The organism is Nocardiopsis quinghaiensis, from assembly GCF_008638365.1.
Lineage (GTDB): Bacteria > Actinomycetota > Actinomycetes > Streptosporangiales > Streptosporangiaceae > Nocardiopsis > Nocardiopsis quinghaiensis.
Genome location: NZ_VWVU01000004.1, coordinates 313,179 through 331,923, shown reverse-complemented (window position 1 = coordinate 331,923; position 18,745 = coordinate 313,179). Strand labels below are relative to the sequence as shown.

Below are 18,745 nucleotides of genomic sequence, written 5' to 3'. Positions count from 1 at the left end.
ACCGGCTCCCCATGTGTCCAGGAAGAAACCCTCGCAGGTCGCGGCCGTAATCAGGGCCCGAACACCCGGCGGAGTAGTCTGGCGCCCGAGAATCCCCGAGGGAGGACGATGAGCAGCCAGACCCCCGTACCCGCCGGCTTCCGCGGCGTGGCCGGAAACATCGGGATCAAGGACCCGCATGACGACTTCTTCGCGGTGGTGTCCGAGGTCCCCGCCAGCGTGTCCGCCGTGTTCACGCGGTCACGGTTCGCCGGACCCAGTGTGCTGCTCAGCCGCCGGGCGGCGGCGGACGGCAGCGCGCGGGGGGTCGCGGTGATCTCCCGCAACGCCAACGTGGCCACCGGCCGGATCGGCGACGACCACGCCCGTGAGGTGCAGGAGCGCGTGGCGCGGGCGGCGGGCGTCGCACCCGGGGAGGTACTGGTCGCCTCCACCGGGGTGATCGGCCGGCCCTACCCGATGGACAGGGTGCGGGCCCACCTGGACTCGCTGCCCGCCGAGTTCCCCCCGGCCGACCTGGACCGCGCGGCGGCGGCGATGATGACGACCGACACCCGGCCCAAGACCGCCTCCGCGAGGGTGGGCGGGGCGACGGTGACGGGTATCGCCAAGGGCGTCGGCATGATCGAGCCGAACATGGCGACCATGCTGGCCTGGTTCTTCACCGACGCCGAACTGGAGCAGCCGGAGCTGGACGGGGTCTTCCGCCGGGTGGTGGACCACACCTTCAACGCGCTGAGCATCGACACCGACACCTCCACCAGCGACTCGGCGGCGGTGTTCGCCAACGGGCTGGCCGGTCCGGTGGACGTGTCCGCGTTCGAGGCGGCGCTCCACGAGGTGGCCCTGAAGCTGGTGCGGATGATCGCCTCCGACGGCGAGGGCGCCAGCAAGCTGATCGAGGTGCGCCTGACCGGCGCGCGCGACGACGCCCAGGCCAAGCGGGTCGCCAAGGCCGTGGTGAACTCCCCGCTGGTGAAGACGGCCGTGCACGGCGCGGACCCGAACTGGGGCCGGGTGACGATGGCGGTCGGCAAGTGCGAGGAGGAGACCGACATCCTGCCGCGGAACGTGCGGATCTCCTTCGGTGACGTGGAGACCTACCCCGCGGAGGCCACGAGCGAGGTGCTGGAGCGCGCCGCCCAGCACATGAAGGGCGACGAGGTGGTCATCAGCGTCGACCTGGGCATCGCCGACGGCGCCTTCACGGTCTACGGCTGCGACCTGACCGAGGGCTACATCCGGATCAACGCCGACTACACGACCTGAGCGGAGCCGACCGGGTACACCGGGCCGGCTGGTCCGGCGTGCCCGGCCGGAATGATCCTGCTCCCGGCGTCACCCTCGGCGTCCACGGCGGCTCCAGGGGGCAGGATCACCGGCGGAGGGGGCGGGTCCGCGCCCGGGGTGCTGCCGAACGGCACCGGAGACCGGTACCACGGGCCGGAGACGAGCATGTCGGAAACGTACCCATCACAGCGTGACAGCGCTACTTTGGACTTCCCTGTCTACGCATGAAACAGATTGAGCCCCTACATGGCAGACCTTCCCATCGACACCAGCGTGGCCCACTCCGCACGGGTGTGGAACTACTGGCTGGGCGGCAAGGACAACTATCCGGTGGACCGGGAGGTCGGTGACCACATCCAGTCCACCTTCCCCGGGATCGTCGCCGCCGCCCGCGCCGACCGCACCTTCCTGTACCGCGCGGTCACCTACCTGGCCGAGGAGGAGGGCGTCCGCCAGTTCCTCGACATCGGCACCGGTCTGCCCACGGCCAACAACACCCACGAGGTCGCCCAGGCCGCCGCCCCCGAGTCCACGATCGTCTACGTCGACAACGACCCGCTCGTGCTCGCGCACGCCCGGGCCCTGCTCACCAGCGATCCGAGGGGCGCCACGCACTACATCGACGCGGACCTGGGCGAACCGGGCCCCCTCCTGGAACAGGCCCGCGAGTACCTGGACTTCGACCAGCCGATCGCCCTGCTGATCATGGGCACGCTCGCCCACGTCCCCGACGACGCCGAGGCGGCGTCCCTGGTCCGTACCTACGTGGACGCGCTCCGTCCGGGCGGCTTCTTCGTCACCAACGACAGCACGAACACCAGTCCGGAGATCGTCCAGGCGGCCGACCACTGGAACGCCAACGCCTCCTCCCACATCCACCTGCGCGCACCGGAGCAGATCGAGGGCTTCTTCGACGGACTGGAGCTGCTGGAACCCGGCGTGGTGTCGGTGCCCTTCTGGCGCCCCGAACCGGCCGAGGTGGGACACACCGTGCATGTGGACCAGTACGGCGGCCTGGCCCGCAAGCCCTGATCCGCACGGGGGCGAACGCGCCGCAACGGCCGTGGCCGACCAGCGTCCGCTGGTCGGCCACACCGCGTTCGGAGGACCTCACCCCCTCCCCGCGGCGGCGCGTCCGTCCCCGGGGCCGCTCCGAACGGCCGGGAGACCGCTTCTCCGCGGGCTTCGGACCCACCGCCGCGTCGCCTTCCCGCGACCGTCCGGGCACGGCGGCGGGAGGGCGCGCACCACGCCTCGGCGGACGCCGTCACCGACCTGTGGTCTCCGGGTGGGCTGCGGCCCTCACCGCCTCCCTCGCCTGCTCGGCGCTGGACGCCGCCACCGCCAGCTCCGCAAGCCTCCGGCACGCGTCGTGGGTGTGCAGGGCGAGCGCGTGGCGCACGGCCGACAGCGCGGGCGCGGACATCGACAGACTGGTCGAGCCCAGCCCCACCAGTACCAGGGCCAGCAGCGGGTCGGCGGCGGCCTCGCCGCACACCCCCACCGAACGGCCCGACCGCTCCCCCGCCTCGCCCACGGTTCCCATCAGCCGCAGCAGCGCGGGCTGCCAGGGGTCGAGCAGGTCGGGCAGCGCGCCCATGGTCCGGTCGGCGGCCATCGTGTACTGCGCCAGGTCGTTGGTGCCGATCGACACGAAGTCCACCCGGGGCAGCAGCCGGTCGGCGAGCAGGGCCGCGCCGGGCACCTCGATCATCACCCCCACCTCGGTGAGTCCGGCCCGGCGCGCCAGGGCGGCGAACTCGGCGGCCTCGTCGGGCGTGGACACCATCGGCGCCATCACCCGTACCCGGGCCGAGGTCTCCCGGGAGGCGGCGGCGATCGCCGAGAGCTGCTCGGTGAGCAGCCCGAGGTGCGCGCGCGAGGTCCGAAACCCCCGTGTGCCGAGCGCGGGGTTGTCCTCCGGCCCGGTCTCCACGAAGGCCAGGGGCTTGTCCGAGCCGGCGTCCAGGGTGCGCACCGTGACGACGCGCCCGGCGAACGCCTCGAACAGGGCCGTGTAGGCGGCGGTCTGCTCCCCGGCCGTCGGCGGCTCCGACCGGTCCAGGAACAGGAACTCGGTGCGCAGCAGACCCACGCCCTCGCTGTCGTGCGCGCCCGCCTTGCGGGGATCCCCCTCGCCGACGTTGAGCAGCAGCGCGACCGGCGTGCCGTCGGCGGTCCGGCCGGGTCCGGTGGACTCGGCGAGCAGCGCGCGTCTGCGCTCGGCGCGCCGGCGCATCCGGTCGGCGAGCTCCTCGTCGGGATCGACCTCGACCGTTCCCGCGTCACCGTCCACCGCCACCGTGACCTGGTCCCGGAGGTCCCCGGCGCCCTCGCAGCCCACGACGGCGGGAATCCCGAGCGCCCGGGCCAGGATGACCGTGTGGCTGGTGGGACCGCCGTAGCGGGTGACGACGCCGAGTACCCGCTCGGTGTCGAGCTGGACGGTGTCGGCGGGCGCGAGGTCGTCGGCGACCAGCACGTACGGAACGCCGGGATCGGGCACCCCGGGCATCGGCAGGCCCATGAGCAGGGCCACCGCGCGGTCCCGGATGTCGGCGAGGTCGGCGGCGCGCTCGGCCAGGTAGCCCCCGGCCGCCTGGAGCAGGTCCTGGTAGGCGCCGCAGGCGGAGTGGACCGCCCACACCGCCGGGTCCCCCTCCTCCGTCCGCTCTCCGACGCGGCGCGCGAGGTCGGGGTCGCGGGCCATGAGCGCCTGGGCGCCGAGCACCGCCGCCGCGTCGCCCTCCAGGCCGGCGGCCCGACGGTCGAGCATGTCGGCCACCTGTTCCAGGGCCCGCCGGGCCCGGTCCGCCTCGTCGCCGGGGTCGCCCGTGGCCGGCCGCTGCTCGGGCAGGGACGGCGGGGGCGCCATCCGCGCCACTGGCCCGATGGCGGCGCCGGGACTGGCGGGGATGCCCGAGAACCGGTGGGTACCGGCCGCGGAGGGAAGGGGGTCGGTCTGCGCCATGGTCGCTCCGTACGTCGGGAATGGCCGGGGGATGCCGTTTTCGATGATGTCCTTCCCCGGAAGTCCGCGGGCCCACCCCGGCGGGTTCGCGGGTCCGGGGCCCGCCCCGGAGGCCGGGGCGTGTCCGCCGGACACGCCCTACGGCTGGATGGTCACCTTGATCGCGGTGCCCGAGGCCACCGTCTCGATGGCCTTGTGCACGTCGGACAGGGACATCCGCTCGGTGATCAGGTCGGCCACCGGCACGGCGCCGGAGGAGATCAGCTCCAGTGCGCGGCGGTTGTGCTCGGGGCTGGAGCCGTTGGCGCCGAAGATCCGGAGTTCCCGGTAGTGCACCGCGTTGGCGTCCAGCTGGATGATCGGCGCGTCCTTGGGCAGTCCGCCGAAGAGGCTGATCCGGCCGCTGCGGGCGACCATGCGCAGCGCGTCCTCCTGGGCGCGCCCGGAGGCGGCGGCGGTGATGACCACGTCGGCGCCCCGGCCGTCGGTCAGTCGGAGCACCTCCTCCACCGCGTCGGCCTCCTCCCCGCAGATCGCGGCGTCGGGGCCGACGATGGCGGCGGACATGTCCAGGCGGCCGCGGTTGAGGTCCACCAGGTAGACCCTCGAAGCGCCGCGCGCCCGGGCCAGCCGGACGTGCAGGCAGCCGATGGGCCCGGCTCCCATGACCACCACCGTGTCGCCCTCGCCGACCCCGGCGATCTCCTGGCCGTTGAGTACGCACGCCAGCGGCTCGGCGACGGAGGCCTCGGCGAAATCGATGTTCTCGGGCACCCGGTTGACCCCGTCCACGGCCAGGACCGCCTCGGGGATGACCATGTACTCGGCGAAGCCGCCGTCGTGGTGGTAGCCCATGGACTCCTGGCGGGAGCACACGGTGAACCGGCCGTCGGAGCACTCCGCGCAGGTCCCGCACGGGATGGCGGCGATGACCTGGACGCGGTCCCCCTCGGCCCAGCCGGTGACCCCCGAGCCCACCTCCACGATCCGTCCGGCGATCTCGTGGCCGATCACGCGGGGCGGGCGGATGTGGTGGTGGCCGTGCCGGGAGATCTTCACGTCCGTGCCGCAGGTGGAGCAGTTGACGACGGCGATCTTGATCTGTCCGGGTCCGGCGGTCGGCTCGGGAGCCTGCTCCAGTCGGATGTCACCGGGCGCGTAGAAGCGGGCGACGAGCATGTTCGGGCCTTTCTGGTGGGACCCGCCGGGCCGGATGCGGGGCCCGGCGGGTGTTGGGTGGACTCAGCCGTGTGGGCGTGCTCAGCCGTTCCGTGCGGGGCTGAGCAGGTCGACGACGTCGGCCGGGGCGGTGGCGCCGCGCAGCCGCGCTGCCTTCTCCGGGTCGGTGAGGATCCGTGCCAGCGAGGACAGCACGCCCAGGTGCTCCTCACCGGAGGAGGCGATGCCGATGGCCACGTGGACGGTGGACCCGCCCCAGTCGACCCCGTGGGGGAACTGGACCACGGCCAGAGCGGTCTTCCTCACCAGCGCCCGTGAGGCGTCGGTGCCGTGCGGGATGGCCACACCCTCGCCCACGAAGGTGGGGACGGAGGCCTCGCGCTCGTGCATGGCGCTCACGTAGCCGGGTTCGACGGCGCCCAGTTCGACCAGGAGGGCTCCGCACTGGTCGATGGCCTCGGCCCGGTCCGCGGCGGCGCGGTTCAGCCAGACCGCGTCGGCGGTCAGCGCCAGCTCACTCGGCAAGGGTGCTCCCGTCCCTGACGGCCTCTTCCAGGCGGGTGAAGGCCGGGTCGCCCATGAACATCTGGAAGCCGACGACGACGGTGTCGGGTACCCGCCTGCGGGCCCGGTCGACCAGGCCGGTGTGGCACACGACCACGTCGGCGCCCTCGGGGATCCGGTCGACCGGGGCGTGCTCGACGCTCACCCCGTGCGGGGACAGGGACCTGCTCAGCTGCGAGGTGAGCAGCACGCTGCTGCCCATGCCGGCGTCACAGGCGACGACGACCCTCTTGATGTCGGAGCCTTCGATACTGCTCATGAGGTGCTCTCCTGGTTCTCTGTTGCCCGTGTGGCCTTCTCCTCGCGCTGGGCCCTGCGTTCGGCGCGGCCGAAACCGAGCAGGAACGAGGCGAGGACGAAGGAGACGACGGTACCGACCGCGACCCCGGCCAGGACCGCGAGGTGCTCACCGCGCGGGGTGACGGCCATGAGGGCGATGATGCTGCCGGGCGAGGGGGTGGCGACCAGTCCGGCGCCGAGCACCAGGAAGGTGGCCAGGCCCGACATCCCGCCGCCGATCGCGGCGAGGATGAGCTTGGGCTGGGCGAGGACGTACGGGAAGTAGATCTCGTGGATCCCGCCGAAGAAGTGGATGATGATCGCGCCGGGCGCGGTGGCGCGGCTGACGCGGGGGCCGAAGAGCAGGCAGGCCACCAGGATGCCCAGGCCCGGGCCGGGGCTGGTCTCGATGAGGAACTCGATCGCCTGCCCCTCCTCGGCGACCCGGGCGACGCCCAGCGGGCTGAGGACGCCGTGGTTGATGGCGTTGTTGAGGAACAGCACCTTGGCGGGCTCGACGAGGACCGACACCAGCGGCAGCAGCGACATGTCGATGAGGAACTGGACGCCGTTACCGAGCCAGCGGGCGACGACGGTCACCACCGGGCCGATGGCGTAGAGGCCGATGCCGGCCATGATCCCGCCGAGGATGCCCGAGCTGAAGTTGTTGACCAGCATCTCGAACCCGGGGCGGATGCGCGGCTGGACGAGGGCGTCGAACCTCTTGAGCAGGTAGGCGGTGAGCGGGCCGATGACCATCGCGCCGAGGAACATCGGGATGTCGGCGGAGACGATGACGCCGACGGTGGCGATCGCGCCGACCACGCCACCGCGCTTGTCGTGGACCAGGTGGCCGCCCGTGTAGCCGATCAGCAGCGGCAACAGGTAGGTGATCATCGGGCCCACGAGCTGGGCGAGGTGCTCGTTGGGCCACCAGCCGTCGGGGATGAACAGGGCGGTGATCAGCCCCCAGGCGATGAACGCGCCGATGTTGGGCATCACCATGCCGGCCAGGAACCCGCCGAAGCGCTGGACTCCGGAGCGCATCGAGGCGAGTGCGCCGCTGTGCTGTGTGGTCAAGGGGAACCTCCTGGGAGGTGCGGCGGGCGTCTGCCGCGCCGGGGTGAGGGATGAGGGGTCGGTGCGGAGTGGAGGAGCGGGTGGTGAGGGGGTGAACGGTGTGGAGCGTCCCGGGGCGGTACGGTCCCGGACGGGGGACCGCAGGACGGCGCCCCGGGCGCCCCGGTCAGGTCAGACCACCTGGACGCGGGGCCCGGAGGCCTCCAGTTCGTCGGCGAGCCCCGTGGCGAGCCCGGAGTCGGTGATGATCGTGTCCAGGTCCTCGACCACGGCGAAGCGGGCGAAGTGGTCGTTGCCGACCTTGGTGTGGTCGGCGAGGAGGACGCAGCGTCGGGCCGAGGCGATCATGGCCCGCTTGACCTCGGCCTCCGCGGGATCTGGCGTGGTGAGCCCGCGCTCGACGGAGACTCCGTTGGTGGCCATGAAGGCCACGTCCACGTAGGACTCGGCGAGTGAGCGCAGCGCCCAGGCGTCGACGGTGGCCTGGGTGCGTGTGCGCAGGCGGCCACCGAGCAGCATGAGGTGGATGTTGGTGCGCGGGGCGAGTGTGAGGGCTATGGAGAGGGAGTTGGTGACGACGGTGAGTTCGCGGTCGGAGGGCAGCTGCTCGGCGAGGCGCCCGGTGGTGGACCCGGCGTCGAGCAGGATGGCGCCCTCCTCGGGGAGCTCGGCCAGAGCGGCCTTGGCGACGCGCTCCTTCTCCTCGGTCAGAACGGAATCGCGCACGTTGAGGGCGGGTTCGAAGCCCAGCCGCTCGACGGGGATCGCGCCACCGTGGACCCTGCGCAGCACCCCGTGGCGTTCGAGTGCCGTAAGGTCGCGCCGGACGGTCTCGTAGGTCACGTCGAACTCCGCGGCGAGCCCCGTGACGTCGACCCGGCCGTCCCGCCGGGCGCGTTCGAGGATCACCTTCTGGCGCTCTTCCGCGTACATGTTGGATCACCTGTGTTTCGGTGTGGTTTTCGGTGAGTTTAATGGTGTTGCCTGGGACACACAAGGGGTGCCTCCACCCAATATCCCAGCAGCCCCGCACGGGGCCGCCCCACCCGCACCGCCCGGCCGATCAGGGGGATCATCCGACGACACGCCGCCTTGGCGGCGCCGGCGACACCGGAGGTGAGGCCGTCGAGGACCCCGACGGACACCCCCGGAACCAAGGACGGGGAACAAGGGACACACTAGTGTTGACACACACAGACGAACACACATAATCAAATACAGTCCAACATCCGGACCGGGCCGGGCGCAGACATCCCCGAAAAGAGCACCCATGATCCTGACCCTCACCCCCAACCCGAGCGTGGACCACACCCTGGAGGTGGGCCGCCTGGTGCGCGGCGAGGTCCTGCGAGTGGGCTCCACCAGCGCGCAGGCGGGCGGCAAGGGCGTCAACGTCGCCCGGGCCCTGCGCCGCGCCGGCGTCACCACCCGGGCGGTCCTGCCCGTGGGCGGGGGCGGGGGCGCCGAGCTCACCGCCCTGCTCGGGGACCTTCCCTGCGTCACCGTCCCCATCGGGGGCGAGACGCGCGCCAACATCGCCGTCACCGAGTCCGACGGGACCACCACCAAGCTCAACGCCCCCGGGCCCGTCCTGTCGCCCGAGGAGACCGACGCCCTGCTCCGCGCCCTGGCGGAGGAGCTGGACCGCGGCCCCGACTGGGTGGTGGCCAGCGGCAGCCTTCCCTCCGGAACCCCCGACGACCTGTACGTGCGCGTCGCCGAACTGGCCGCCGCCCACGGGGTGCCCCTCGCCCTGGACACCTCCGGCAAGCCCCTGGCGGCGGCGGCGCGCGCGGGATCGGTGTCCCTGCTCAAGCCCAACCACGAGGAACTGGCCGAGCTGGTCGGACGGGACCTGCCCACGGTGGGCGCGGTCACCGACGCCGCCCGCGAGGTCCTGGACCGGGGGAACGGTTCCGCGCTGGTGACACTCGGTGGCCACGGTGCGATACTCGTGGACCCCGGGCACACCTGGTGGGCGCGCGGACCCCAGGTCCGCACGCGCAGCACGGTGGGCGCGGGCGACTGCGCCCTCGCCGGGTTCCTGGGCGCGGACGGCTCCCCCGCCGAGCGGCTGCGCCGCGCCGTGGCGTGGGGAACGGCCGCGGTGTCCCTGCCCGGAACCACCGTCCCCTCACCCGCCGACGTGACCGCCGACGCGATCACGGTGGTGGCCGACCCCGACCCGCGGTGGTCGGTCGACACGCTCTGACCGGGCCGGAAACGATCCCGGCCCGCCCGACACGATCCCCGAGGACTGACATGCCCCAGCGCACCGTGGCCATCGCCTCCCAGCTCGGCCTGCACGCCCGCCCCGCCGCCCTGTTCGTCCAGGCCGTCAACGAGTCCGGCCTGCCCGTTACGGTCTCCCGAGAGGGCCACAAGCCGGTGGACGCGCGCAGCGTGCTCTCGGTGATGTCGATGGGCGCCAAGCACGGTGAGACGGTGACCCTGGCCTGCGAGGACTCCGAGGACGCCGACAAGGTCCTGGACGGGCTGGTGGAGATGCTGTCCAGGGAGCTGGACACCTGAACCCGGAGGCGGGCCGCCACGCGCGGGGGCCCGCCACGGCTCCGGTCCCGGAGTCTGGTCATACCCCCGCGCCGCGGCTACCGTGCTCCCATGGACACCTCACGTGACGACACCGTCATCGGCCCCTCGGGGATCTGCAGGCGGGGCCAGCACGACTGGAAGCACGATCCGCCCGGGGCGAAGCGGCAGATCTGCACCAGGTGCAGGTCCATGTCCACGACGAACTACTGCGACTGCGCCGAGTGCGTCCCCGGCGGTTCCGAGGACTGACCTCCCTGCGGCGGGAGGGGCCCTCCCCCGCCCTCCCCTCCCGCCCGTCCTGGGGCGGACGGCCGCGGGAGTGCCGGGCCCGACGCCTCCGACGCGTCCCGTTCCCGCCCGGCCTACCCCTTACTCCGGCGTGACGCGGTGCACCTTGTGCTGGGCGGCCTGCGCGCGCGGGCGCACCACCAACAGGTCGATGTTCACGTGCGGGGGACGGGTGACCGCCCACACGATGGTGTCGGCGACGTCCTCGGCGGTCAGCGGGTCGGGGACCCCGGCGTAGACGGCCTCGGCGGCCCCGGCGTCGCCGCGCAGCCGGTTGAGGGAGAACTCCTCGGTCCTGACCATGCCGGGCGCGACCTCCAGCACGCGCACGGGCTCGCCGCACAGCTCCAGGCGCAGCGTGGCGGCGAGGGTGTGCGCGCCGTGCTTGGCGGCCACGTAGCCGCCACCGCCCTCGTAGACCACGTGCCCGGCCACGGAGGAGACGACCAGCACGGTGCCGTCGCCACCGGCGGTCAGTCTGGGCAGCAGGGCCTGGGTCATGTTGAGCACGCCGATGACGTTGACCTCGTACATGGCGCGCCAGTCGGCGGGGTCGCCGGTGGCGACGGTCTCCGTGCCGATGGCACCGCCCGCGTTGTTGACCAGCACGTCGCAGGCGGGCAGGGAGTCCGCGAAGGCGTCGACGGCCGCGCGGTCGGTGACGTCCAGGACGTGGGCGCGGGCGCCGTGGCCCTCCTCGGCCAGCTCGTCCGCCAGTGCCTCGATCCGGTCGGCGCGGCGGGCGACGAGGACCACGTCGTAGCCCCGCGCCGCGAGTCCGCGCGCGGTGGCGGCCCCGATCCCGCTGCTGGCTCCGGTGACGACCGCGGTCGCTGTCATGGTGGCTCCTCCCGGGAATCGCTGTCGCGCAGAGCGTATCCGGTGGCCCCTCCAGCGCTCCGGTCAGGGACGGGACTCGCCCGGGCCGGGAGGCGGGCGACACGGATCGGGGGTCACCGTGCTTCTATGAGGGTTGCTCATCGCTCCACCGCGCCGCCGGGGACGGCGGGCGACGCGGCGACGGACACGAGAGGAGGGCGGCCGGTTGCGGGGAATCGAGATCCAGGAGCTGGAGTGCTTCCTCGCCCTGTCCGAGGAGCTGCACCTCGGGCACGCGGGCGAGAGACTGGGGGTGTCCGCGGACACGGTGGACCGGTTGGTGCGCTCGCTGGAGGCCCGGGTCGGCGCCCCGCTGATGGATCCCGCCAGCCGCCGCTTCGGCCTCACACGCTTCGGCGAGGAGTTCCTCGACCACCTGCGGCCCGCCTACCAGAACCTGGCCGCGGTGGTGGACGGAGCCCGCGAGCGCGCCCGGGGCGGACCGCTGCGGGTGCGCCTCGGCTTCCAGGGCACGGTGCACGGGCCCGTGGCCGAGGCGGTCCGCGCGTTCGAGGAGCGCGAGCCCGGCGCGCGGGTGGAGATCATGGAGATCAAGCTCTCGGACGTGTTCAGTCCCCTGCGCGAGGGCGAGGTGGACGCCGCCGTGGTCCTGCTGCCGGTCCGTGAGCGCGACCTGGTCGTGGGGGCGGTCTTCTCCCGACGGCCGCAGCGGCTCGCGCTGCCCGCCGACCACCCGCTCGCCCTGCGTTCCGGCGTCGGGGTGGAGGACATGGCGCGGATCCCGCTCATCCCGGTCCGGCGGGCGCCCGACTACTGGCTGCGCGTCCACTCCCCCACCGTCACCCCGCTGGGCAGGACCATCCACCACGAGCAGAGCGTGGACACCCTGCGGGAGGGGATGTCCCAGGTCGCCGCGGGCCGGGGCGCCATGCTGCTGTGCGGGGACACCACGGCCCACGACGACCGGGACGACGTCGTCCTGGTGCCGGTCAGCGGCCTGCCGGACTCGTCGCTCGGCCTGGTGTGGCCGCGCGGGGACCAGAACCCGGGGGTGCCGGTCCTGGCCGCCGCCCTCACCGAGGCCCTGGCCTGAGTGGTCCTTTCCGGAACCGCGCGCGTCGAATAAGATTCTTGGTCCCGGGAATGGGGCGCGTGCTAGCGTGGGCGGAATTTCCATCCGGAGCCGCGGAGTTCCCCGACAGGAAAAGCACGCCCATGGCATCGGGTCATTCCGAAGAATCATCCCTCATCGCTCGGTACGCCTCTTTTTCCCTTGTCGGCGCGACGGCGGATTTCCTTTCCGGCGCGGTTTTCGTCACGGTTCTTCTGGAGCGCGGGGCCGAGCCGTGGGTGCTGGGCCTCATGCTCGGCTCCGCGAACCTCGTGGGACTGGTCGTGGAGGCGCCCAGCGGCGCGCTCGGTGACCGGTACGGGCACCGCAGGCTCCTGGTGTCGGGGCTGTTCCTGTGGGGCACGGGATTCATGCTGTTCGGGTACGCGGACCGGCTCGCGTCGACGCTCGCGGGAATGTACCTGTGGGCATTCGGCTTTCACCTGCACTCGGGGACCCTGACCGCGCTCGTGGTCAACCGGATCGGGAGTCGGGACCGTTCGACGCGGATCGCGCGCACGATGTGGTTCGGCCAGGTCTCGGGGCACAGCGGCGCGGTACTGGGCGCGGCCTCGGTCATGGTGGCGGGGACCTGGCTGCCCGCCGACGCCCTGATATCCGCGGGCGGCGTGGTCCTGGTGGCTCTGGCGGCCCTGGCGCACGTGTGCTTCCCCCGCTCACCGGGCCAGCCGGGACGCCGGCTCGGCGAGATCGTCCGGGAGTCGGCCGTGTCGATGGTCGGACGGCGCTTCCTGCCCCTGGTGGCGCTGACGGCGTCCCTGACCTCGGGCATCGCCCTGTTGGTGGTCTCCTGGCAGCCGATGCTGCTGGCCGTCCACGGCGAGGACGTACGGCGTAACGGCCTGATGCTGCTGATGATGATGTCCGCCCTGGTGGCGGGGTCCGCGTGTTCGAGGTTCGTGGGCCGTGACCGCCCCCATGTGTGGGCGCCACTGTTCGCGGCGGCGGTGGGGCTCCCCCTGGCGCTGGCCGCGCACGGGCTCGTGCCGCTGACCGCGGGGCTGCTGGCCTCCGAGTTCCTGCTCGGGCTGACGGGGGTCCTGTCGGGCGTGTGGCAACAGCTGATGTTCTCCGACGCCAACCGCAACACGATGTTCTCGATGCTGGGAATGGTCTCTGGGCTGGTCAGGGCGTTGACCGTGGTGTCGTTCGGGTGGCTGTGGGGGCTGCTCGGGATGGCGTGGTCCGTGACGTCGATGATCTCGGTCGGTGTGGTCGCGGCGGTCGTGTCCGCCGTGTCGTCCCGGCTCCTCCCCGAGTCGACCCGGTTCGCCGCCCACCCCTCGGACGAGTCGAAAAACGACGGAGATCACTCCTCCGGCGAGTCAGAACCAGACGAAAACGCTGTATAGTGTCGCGATCGCGACAGAACGGGCGCGCTGGCTTCTTTCCTGTTCTCACCGATAAAAACTATGACGTGTCACACAGGAATTCCGGGGCAGTGGCTTGACCGACTCTTGGTACGCCGACCACCCTTCGGGCGGAAAAGCGGATCCGTGGTATTCGCCCCCGGTCCGAGAGGAAGGAAGCGCCCCGCTCCGGAGTCATCGAGGTTGGGGAACCGTGGCCCGACCCCACCGGGCCACGGACGACACACGGAGGAAGCATGGGACTGACTGACCTACTACGGGAACGCCCCATCGTGCAGGCGCCCATGGCGGGCGGAGCCGCCACACCCGAACTGGTGGCCGCCGTGACCGAGGCGGGCGGGACGGGGTTCCTGGCCGCCGGCTACCTTGAGCCCGACACCCTCGCCACCCGGATCCGGGCGGTGAGGGACTCCGGGGTCACCGCGTTCGGCGTGAACGTGTTCGTCCCCGGCCCGCTCTGCGCCCCGGACGCCCCCGCCCCCTACCTGCCCCTCCTGGAGACCGAGGCGAAGCGCTACGAGGTGTCGGTGGGTGAGCCCGCGCACGACGACGACGCGTGGGACACCAAGATCGACCTGCTCGCCGAGGCCGCCGTCCCGATCGTCAGCTTCACCTTCGGCTGCCCGGAGGCCGGCGTCCTGGAGCGCCTGCGGGAGGCGGGCAGCGCCACGGTGGTCACCGTGACCACGGTCGAGGAGGCGCGCCTGGCGGCGGAGCGCGGCGCCGACGGTGTGTGCGCCCAGGGCGCGGAGGCCGGCGGACACCGGGGCTCGTTCGCCACGGACGGAGACGAGGACGGGAACGGAGACGGGAACGGGGACCGGTCACTGTGGGAGCTGCTGCCGGACGTGGTCGAGGCGGTGGACGTCCCGGTGATCGCCACCGGAGGGCTCATGACCGGCTCGGACGTGGCCGAGGCCCTGCAGCGGGGTGCCGCCGCCGTGCAGCTGGGCACGGCGTTCCTGCGGTGCCACGAGAGCGGCGCCCACCCCGAGCACAAGGCGGCGCTGGCCGACCCCGCCTACACCGAGACCACGCTGACCCGGGCCTTCACCGGACGCCTCTCGCGTGGACTGGTCAACCGGTTCGTCTCCGAGCACCCGGAGGCGCCCCGCGCCTACCCCGAGATCCACCACATGACCAAGCCGCTGCGCGCTGCCGCCGCCGAGGCGGGGGATCCCGACGGGATGGCGCTGTGGGCGGGCACGGGCTTCCGCGAGGCCGTCGACGCTCCCGCCGCCGAGATCATGGAGCGTCTGCGCCACGAGGCCGGCGAGGCGGGCGTCCGGGTCTGACCCGAGCCGGCTCCGGACCCGCCCCACCGGGCGGTGGGGCGGGTTCACGCCGACGGGTGTTCACGCCGGCGCGTAGGTGAGGCAGTCCGCCTGGTCGTGCGCGAAGCCGACGGAGATACCCGGCGCCTGGCACTCCAACCGGACGTTGTGCTGGCAGTCGGCCATCTTGCAGGCTCCGACGTGGCCGGTGCTGACGGGGTCGCCGCCACTGGTCTGCGTCCCGAAGAAGGTGTCGCACTGGGCGTGGGTGGAGTCCCCCACGGTGATGGCCAGCGCGTGGCAGGTGTGTTCGGTGTTGTAGGCGCAGGCGTCCACCTGGCACGAGTTCACCACGGGCATGTCCATAAGCAGTCCTCCCGGAACGTCGACGGCGCCTCAGACGCTGCCAGACGAGGTGCGTGGTCTCGGGGAGATGGCCCCGTGTCACCGGGAACCGGACGAAGTCTTGACGGGGGCTTGGTGCGCGCACGGTTTCGGGCCGGACTGCTGCCGCAACACAGTCTGGAGTACTCCGCAGCGATGGAGAGCATGCGCCTGCTCTCCATGGGCATCTATCCGAACGTGTTCATGAGTCCTACCTGGTCTTTCGCAGACATGGACAGTCTCGCCAGAGTCACCCTGCCCTCTCGGATCCACTGTGCGGCAGGGCAAGGCTACGCCAAAGCTGTACATTAAGCCCATGGCTGACAAAGGGATCAAACCTGGCGAACTTACTACCCGCAAGGAAATGCGATCAGTTTTCGGTGGGGGTCAAAGTCAAGGGATCCAGCCATGTTCGATCTCTCCCAATGTGCTGCTCTACACCGACCCTGCATCAGGCGAGAAGTCTGGGTACTACGACGGATGGCTCCCCATCGATGGCCACAGCGCCCCCCTCTTTGAATACACCGGTGACGGCGAGGGCGACCAGGTATTCCATGGGCGCTATGGCCCAAGAAACCATGCCATCCTGATGCATGCTAAAGAGGGGCGCGCACTACGTGTCTTTAAGGCTACAGGGAAAGTGCCCGGGAAAGGGACTAAGCTCCAACGCTACGTTGGCAAGTTCAAGCTGGACGAGGAGGAGCCCTACGTCCTCCGCCAAGCACCCAATCAGGCAGGCGAGCTTCGGCGCGTCATCGTGTTCCGCCTACGTCCAGTCGATGAACTCACACCGCTTCTCGAAGACACCATCGAGCTCTTGACGAAGACCGAAGTCCAGCAGGTCCCAGTTGATACCGCCACAAGCATCATCGTGGACCCCGAGACTTACAGCGGCAAACCTATCTCCAGGTCAGCGACCCGCAGCACCAAGGTCAAACGCCGTGAAGCGGAGCTTTGCGAGGAGTTTAGAAAGATGCTCGAAGAACATGAGCATCAGGTGCGAAGATTCCAGATCAGAACTTCCGGGCTCTCTTCCAGCCTCCTCACTGATCTTTATGACACCAAGTCCCAGGTGCTCTACGAGGCGAAAGGGACAAGCTCACGTGAAGCTGTTCGCATGGCCATCGGTCAACTCATGGATTACCGGAGACATATTACTCCGAACCCCACGCTTGCCGTCCTGCTCCCCGAAAAGCCGAACTCTGATCTTCAGGATCTCCTGAAGTCAGTCAACATCAACCTCGTCTACCGAGACAATGAAAGCTTTGTCGGGTGGCCCGTAGAAGGTTCGTAACCTAAAAGATCACCTTGCAAAATGTGCTTTAACCAGTGAGGGTCCTTCAAACTCTTCGGGGATCGCGTCCATCAGTACCTCGTTGACGGTCTCCTCCACGGTTGGAATTCTCAGCAGTGCTGTGCACCGCCGTAACAAGTCGGTGCGGCTACGAGCTACTCTCGTTCTTCAGGTAGGTGGTCGTGCCCTCCGCGTAAGCGCGAGCGCCGTGGGCGCCCCGGCGGGCGAAGAGAAGAACCGTGGCAGAGTCGATCGTGGCCACGTCGTGGAATTCGTACCCGGTCAGCCGGGCCGGTTACAGTGGCGCCTCGGCCACGGTCAGGTTCAGGTCGCGGACCATGACCTCGCTGAGCTGGCGCAACTGCATCGCGGTCACCTTGGCCCCGCGCAGCGAGGCCAACCCCGACAGGCCCGACAGATCGCTCTCCCGCAGGTCCGCACCGGTCAGGGAGGTGCCCCGCAGGTCCACACCAAAGGTGCAGTCGTCGAAGACCGCCTCGCGTAGATCGCATCCCTCAAACTCGGCCTCCTTGAAGGAGCAGCCCACGAACGCCACGTCACTAACAGTCCTGACCTGGGCCCAGGTGGCGTAGTCGAACTGGCAGCCCTCGAATACCACGTCCCTGAGGGACACCCGCACCAGTGACGTCCCCATCAGCCTCGACGTGCGAAAACGGCATCGGTCGAGGCGGACGTCCACCAGGCGGTGCGAGGACAGGTCCACCGACCGGAAGTCGGTGTTGGCTACCCTCTCCTCTTCCAGCGGGTTCGGATGCGGCCACGAGGCCACCGGTGCCTCGTCATCGCTGGGCAGGAGCACCTTCGCGCCCCGGATCCGGGCTGTCTCCACGAAACCTTCCCCGTTCTACTTGCTCCAGTTGTCCCAGGTGGAACGGTTGTCCCAGGGTCCACCGTTCTTGTTGTCCCAGGTGTCGCGGTTGTCGAACCGCCCCACCGGGATGCTCGGCCGAAGCCGTCCGATCAGGTCGGCGACCTCGGGGGACCGCTCAAGCGCGGACATGACACTGTTCATCGTTCACACTCCCATCTTCTCGCCCAGCGCGCGGGCGAGTTCGATCTTCGAATTACGGCAGTAGGCGGTCTCGGTGACGGTGAAGTCCCCGTGCTCGAAGTACTTGTTCGAGGCCTGTCCTCCCTGGCAGAACGCGAAGAACTCGCACTCCTGACGGCACCGCCGCACGCCCTCGGTGTACTCGCGCACATAGGAGGCTTCGGCGGCGCGGTTAAGGATGGAGACCAAGGTCTGGTCCAGGACGTTGCCGAGGACGAAGTCGTCGTAGCGGTCGTCCTTGACTCCGAGCAGCTCCGGGGAGAGCACCACCACGTCGCCGTTGGTCCCCACGGTCGGAATGGGATCGTGGAGCACTGTGTCCCACCGGTCCTTGCGTCCAGCGCGCGCGTCGGCCAGGTAACCCAGGAGCCGGTCGGCCTCGCGTGCACGCAGAGGACTCCCGGCATCAAGGCAGTCGAACATCTTCCGCCAGAAGCGGCGCACGAATTCGGGAGGAATGCTCTGCCGGTCGTTGTTGGCGCCTTCGAGTTCTTCGATGTTGAAGCCGACACTGGTGGCGCCCAGGTCCTCGAAGAAGTCCAGCAGGGGCTCGGGCTGCGTGACGGTCTGCGCGGTGACCACGCAGATAGCGGAGAAGGCGATGTCATGGGCGCGTAGCCGGGAGATACCGCGCATCGCGCGGTCGAAGGATGGCCTGGTGCCCCAGTCGGTACGTGCTCGGTTGGCCGCCTCCGGGCCGTCGATGCTCACCCCCACACGCAAGCCGTAGCGGTTGAAGAGATCGCACCAGGCATCGTCGATGAGGGTGGCGTTGGTCTGGACGAAGTGACGGACTCTGCCCTGGCGACGCAGGAGCTCGAACGGCCCCAACAAAGCGCGAAAGCGGTCGCGTCGTGTGGTCAGAGGCTCTCCGCCGTGCCAGACCACGTCCACCACATCCCCGCCCTGGTCGGCGATACCGGCCGCGAGGGCTTCGGCGATCGGGACGGACATCTCCAGGCGGGTCTTGCGCTCAGCGGTGGGCAGATAGCAGTAGGAGCAGTTGAGGTTGCACAGTGTGGTCGGCTGGAGGATCAGCGACTGGAAGCGGGGGGCCAACACGACATCTTCCGTGCCGTGGTCACGCTGGCGAGGAACACGTCCGGGCGTGGTCTGCCCCGGGGCCCTGGTTATCGACATAGAGCGACCGTAAGGCGCGAACGCCTCGCGGTTTC

General features: G+C 70.6%; 21 protein-coding genes. 9 read left to right on the top strand and 12 right to left on the bottom strand.

Going from position 1 to position 18,745, the window contains the following annotated elements; translation table 11 throughout:
* Positions 1–108 precede the first annotated feature (108 nt).
* Positions 109–1,269, top strand: a complete 1,161-nt coding sequence (gene argJ / locus FYX01_RS12270) for a bifunctional glutamate N-acetyltransferase/amino-acid acetyltransferase ArgJ (RefSeq protein ID WP_150240691.1) — start codon at positions 109–111, stop codon at positions 1,267–1,269.
* Here the strand turns inward: argJ and FYX01_RS12265 are convergent.
* The gene (locus FYX01_RS12265; RefSeq protein WP_150240689.1) at positions 1,257–1,457 is read right to left on the bottom strand and encodes a hypothetical protein; all 201 of its coding nucleotides are present in this window, start codon (positions 1,455–1,457) and stop codon (positions 1,257–1,259) included. The two genes, argJ and FYX01_RS12265, sit on opposite strands and share 13 nt — an antisense overlap.
* A 79-nt stretch (positions 1,458–1,536) precedes the next feature.
* Between FYX01_RS12265 and FYX01_RS12260 the strand changes: the two genes are divergently transcribed.
* Entirely contained in the window at positions 1,537–2,322 is a 786-nt protein-coding gene (locus FYX01_RS12260) for an SAM-dependent methyltransferase (protein WP_150240687.1), read from the top strand.
* Between the two features lie 235 nt (positions 2,323–2,557).
* Here FYX01_RS12260 and ptsP read toward each other — a convergent pair whose 3' ends face one another.
* The 6 genes from ptsP to FYX01_RS12230 form a co-directional block, all read right to left on the bottom strand.
* Positions 2,558–4,261 (bottom strand): phosphoenolpyruvate--protein phosphotransferase, encoded by a 1,704-nt coding sequence (gene ptsP, locus FYX01_RS12255; protein ID WP_150240685.1) that lies wholly within the window; start codon positions 4,259–4,261, stop codon positions 2,558–2,560.
* 138 nt (positions 4,262–4,399) lie between these two features.
* Entirely contained in the window at positions 4,400–5,440 is a 1,041-nt protein-coding gene (locus FYX01_RS12250) for a zinc-dependent dehydrogenase (RefSeq protein ID WP_150240682.1), read from the bottom strand.
* Between the two features lie 81 nt (positions 5,441–5,521).
* Positions 5,522–5,965, bottom strand: a complete 444-nt coding sequence (locus FYX01_RS12245; RefSeq protein WP_150240680.1) for a PTS mannitol transporter subunit IIA — start codon at positions 5,963–5,965, stop codon at positions 5,522–5,524.
* On the bottom strand, positions 5,955–6,263 hold the full coding sequence (locus tag FYX01_RS12240; RefSeq protein ID WP_150240678.1) for a PTS lactose transporter subunit IIB: 309 nt from the start codon (positions 6,261–6,263) through the stop codon (positions 5,955–5,957). The genes FYX01_RS12245 and FYX01_RS12240 overlap by 11 nt, the downstream gene beginning before the upstream one ends.
* Positions 6,260–7,363 carry a mannitol-specific PTS transporter subunit IIC gene (mtlA, locus tag FYX01_RS12235; protein ID WP_150240676.1) on the bottom strand — a complete coding sequence of 368 codons (1,104 nt, stop codon included), beginning with the start codon at positions 7,361–7,363 and terminating at the stop codon, positions 6,260–6,262. The genes FYX01_RS12240 and mtlA overlap by 4 nt, the downstream gene beginning before the upstream one ends.
* Before the next feature lie 171 nt (positions 7,364–7,534).
* Positions 7,535–8,296: a DeoR/GlpR family DNA-binding transcription regulator gene (locus FYX01_RS12230; protein ID WP_150240674.1), complete on the bottom strand. Its 762-nt coding sequence runs from the start codon at positions 8,294–8,296 to the stop codon at positions 7,535–7,537.
* Between the two features lie 337 nt (positions 8,297–8,633).
* Here FYX01_RS12230 and pfkB point away from each other — a divergent pair, with 337 nt between their 5' ends.
* The 3 genes from pfkB (at position 8,634) to FYX01_RS12215 (ending at position 10,165) form a co-directional block, all read left to right on the top strand.
* Positions 8,634–9,575: a 1-phosphofructokinase gene (pfkB, locus tag FYX01_RS12225; protein WP_150240672.1), complete on the top strand. Its 942-nt coding sequence runs from the start codon at positions 8,634–8,636 to the stop codon at positions 9,573–9,575.
* Positions 9,576–9,625: 50 nt separating this feature from the next.
* Positions 9,626–9,895 (top strand): HPr family phosphocarrier protein, encoded by a 270-nt coding sequence (locus tag FYX01_RS12220; RefSeq protein ID WP_150240670.1) that lies wholly within the window; start codon positions 9,626–9,628, stop codon positions 9,893–9,895.
* Between the two features lie 90 nt (positions 9,896–9,985).
* Complete coding sequence (locus FYX01_RS12215) at positions 9,986–10,165, top strand: hypothetical protein (RefSeq protein ID WP_150240668.1); 180 nt, start codon at positions 9,986–9,988, stop codon at positions 10,163–10,165.
* Positions 10,166–10,285: 120 nt separating this feature from the next.
* Here the strand turns inward: FYX01_RS12215 and FYX01_RS12210 are convergent, their stop codons facing one another.
* Entirely contained in the window at positions 10,286–11,044 is a 759-nt protein-coding gene (locus FYX01_RS12210; RefSeq protein ID WP_150240666.1) for an SDR family NAD(P)-dependent oxidoreductase, read from the bottom strand.
* A gap of 205 nt (positions 11,045–11,249) precedes the next feature.
* On the opposite strand from FYX01_RS12210, the gene FYX01_RS12205 reads away from it, so the two are divergent.
* From FYX01_RS12205 to FYX01_RS12195, 3 genes are all read left to right on the top strand, one after another.
* Positions 11,250–12,137 carry a LysR family transcriptional regulator gene (locus FYX01_RS12205; protein ID WP_150240664.1) on the top strand — a complete coding sequence of 296 codons (888 nt, stop codon included), beginning with the start codon at positions 11,250–11,252 and terminating at the stop codon, positions 12,135–12,137.
* A 50-nt stretch (positions 12,138–12,187) separates the two neighbouring features.
* A complete protein-coding gene (locus FYX01_RS12200) occupies positions 12,188–13,528 on the top strand; it encodes an MFS transporter (RefSeq protein WP_394350458.1) in 1,341 nt (446 codons plus the stop codon).
* Positions 13,529–13,782: 254 nt separating this feature from the next.
* Positions 13,783–14,841 (top strand): nitronate monooxygenase, encoded by a 1,059-nt coding sequence (locus FYX01_RS12195; protein WP_150240662.1) that lies wholly within the window; start codon positions 13,783–13,785, stop codon positions 14,839–14,841.
* 60 nt (positions 14,842–14,901) lie between these two features.
* Here FYX01_RS12195 and FYX01_RS12190 read toward each other — a convergent pair whose 3' ends face one another.
* Positions 14,902–15,180 (bottom strand): DUF1540 domain-containing protein, encoded by a 279-nt coding sequence (locus FYX01_RS12190; protein ID WP_223830417.1) that lies wholly within the window; start codon positions 15,178–15,180, stop codon positions 14,902–14,904.
* Positions 15,181–15,520: 340 nt separating this feature from the next.
* Here FYX01_RS12190 and FYX01_RS12185 point away from each other — a divergent pair, with 340 nt between their 5' ends.
* Positions 15,521–16,498, top strand: coding sequence for an SRA domain-containing endonuclease (locus tag FYX01_RS12185; RefSeq protein WP_150240657.1), 978 nt, complete (start codon positions 15,521–15,523; stop codon positions 16,496–16,498).
* Positions 16,499–16,793: 295 nt separating this feature from the next.
* Here the strand turns inward: FYX01_RS12185 and FYX01_RS12175 are convergent, their stop codons facing one another.
* The 3 genes from FYX01_RS12175 to amcB are packed head-to-tail and all read right to left on the bottom strand — an operon-like array spanning position 16,794 to position 18,632.
* Complete coding sequence (locus FYX01_RS12175; protein WP_150240655.1) at positions 16,794–17,348, bottom strand: pentapeptide repeat-containing protein; 555 nt, start codon at positions 17,346–17,348, stop codon at positions 16,794–16,796.
* Between the two features lie 15 nt (positions 17,349–17,363).
* Positions 17,364–17,531 (bottom strand): multiple cyclophane-containing RiPP AmcA, encoded by a 168-nt coding sequence (gene amcA, locus FYX01_RS26125; RefSeq protein WP_190394293.1) that lies wholly within the window; start codon positions 17,529–17,531, stop codon positions 17,364–17,366.
* 3 nt (positions 17,532–17,534) lie between these two features.
* Positions 17,535–18,632 (bottom strand): cyclophane-forming radical SAM peptide maturase AmcB, encoded by a 1,098-nt coding sequence (gene amcB, locus FYX01_RS12170; protein WP_150240653.1) that lies wholly within the window; start codon positions 18,630–18,632, stop codon positions 17,535–17,537.
* Positions 18,633–18,745: the final 113 nt, after the last annotated feature.